This is a genomic window from Pseudomonas sp. P1_F7 (genome assembly GCF_056405655.1).
In genome coordinates, this window is the sequence record NZ_JBFUBR010000049.1 from 1 (window position 1) to 1,979 (window position 1,979).

Genomic DNA, 1,979 nt, shown 5'->3' on the forward strand with positions numbered 1-1,979 from the left:
TTGTTGCGAGCAGACACGGCGTCGCCGATCCGGAACAGCTGGAAGCGTCCTTCGGGATTGGTGACGATGTTCTGTGCCGTGCCGGCGATCAGGTCATGCTGCTCTACCGCGCCGCCATTGGTGGAGAGAGGACGCAGGTCGAAGTACAAGTCGTCCAGGGGAAGGGTGCCGTGGTTGACGACCACCTGATCGACCACGCGCTGCTTGTGAACCTKWCCGTAATCGCTGCCWAAGGTTGCAACGAGCCCGSCATCACGTTTTTCCACTGTATCRACCCGGTAGGTCACGGTGAAGGTGACGTCCAGRTCCTGCAGGCTGCGCATGTAGGGCACCAGGTTCATRGCCATGACTTCAGGTGCAAACGAGCGGTCAGGGGTGACGATYTCSACKSTCGCACCGCTTTGCGCGATGACCTCGGCAGCCTGCAGGGCRGCATGRTCSCCMGCATCGTCGAAGATCAGKACGTTGCGACCGGGCYTGATGTCRCCGGAAATGATGTCCCAGGTTGAARCCACSARTTCRTTGCCTTCRCGGAGCACCTCGGTATCAGGGAGGCCGCCGGTCGCAACGATGACCACGTCWGGCTCGAAGGCTTGCACAGTGTCGGCTTCGGCCCAGGTRTTGAAGTGAAACTTCACCCCCAGCCGTTCRCATTGCGCCATGCGCCAATCAATGATGCTGATCATCTCGCGACGACGCTCGCTCARCGCAGTCAGACGAATYTGCCCRCCKGGTTGGTCAGCCGCYTCAAGCACCGTCACATCATGGCCGCGCTCACCGGCGACCCGCGCCGCCTCCAGCCCAGCAGGGCCGGTACCGACCACCAGCACCTTGCGCTTGACGGCGGCTTTGGGAATGTCATGAGGCATGGTGGTTTCCCGACCCGTCGCTGCGTTGTGGATGCAGTAGGCCGCGCCGCCCTGGTAGATGCGATCCAGGCAATAGTTGGCGCCCACGCACGGGCGAATGTCTTCTTCGCGCTTCTCGATGATCTTGCGCACGATGTGCGGATCGGTCATGTGCGCGCGGGTCATGCCCACCATGTCCACTTTGCCCGAGGCGATCGCGTAGCGCGCCGTGGCCACGTCTGGAATCTTCGCTGCGTGGAAGGTCGGGAAGCCAGTTGAGGAGCGGATCTCGCCAGCGAAGTCGAGATGGGGTGAGTTGCGCATACCCTGAATCGGGATGACATCAGTCAGGCCGGCATCCGTATCAATGTGACCACGCACGACGTTCAGGAAGTCGACCAGTCCGCTGTCCTTGAGCATGTGAGAAACCTGCATGCCCTCGCTGGCTGTGAAGCCACCGGGCAATTCTTCATCACCGGTGTAACGAACTCCCAGCAGAAAATCTTCGCCGACCCGCTGGCGGATGCCACGCAGGATGTCGAAGGTAAAGCGCATGCGGTTTTCCAGCGAGCCGCCATAAGGGCCATCAAGGTCATTGGTCAACGGTGACCAGAACTGGTCCATCAAATGCCCATAAGCCTGAAGCTCCAGGCCATCGAGACCTGCCGCCTTCATACGCTCCGCGGCGTCGACATAGTCCTTGATGATCCGCTCAATGTCCCATTCCTCCATTTTCTTCGGGAAGGAGCGGTGTGAAGCTTCCCGACGATGTGACGGCGACACCACCGGTAACCAGTCGGCCTTGTCCCAGCGGGTGCGACGGCCCAGGTGAGTCAACTGGATCATCACTGCCGCGCCGTGTTCGTGGCACTCATCTGTCAGATCCTTCAACCATCCGACCACTTCGTCCTTGTAGGCAAGCACGTTGTTGAACACCGGCGGGCTGTCTCGGGAAACGGCAGCGGAACCGGCAGTCATGGTCAGGGCGACACCGGCTTTTGCACGCTCCACGTGGTAGGCGCGGTAGAGATCCTTGGGCATGCCGTCCACAGGGTAGGCCGGTTCATGGGAGGTGGTCATGATCCGGTTTCTGAGGGTCAGATTCTTGATTTTATAGGGTTGCAGCAAGGG

Annotated in this window: 1 protein-coding gene; it reads right to left on the bottom strand. The window is 60.5% G+C overall.

The genetic code is table 11. From position 1 onward, the window contains the following. Positions 1 to 1,979, bottom strand: a 1,979-nt coding sequence (locus AC1D1M_RS31290) for an oxidoreductase (RefSeq protein WP_477778672.1), incomplete at both ends; no start/stop codon positions are given.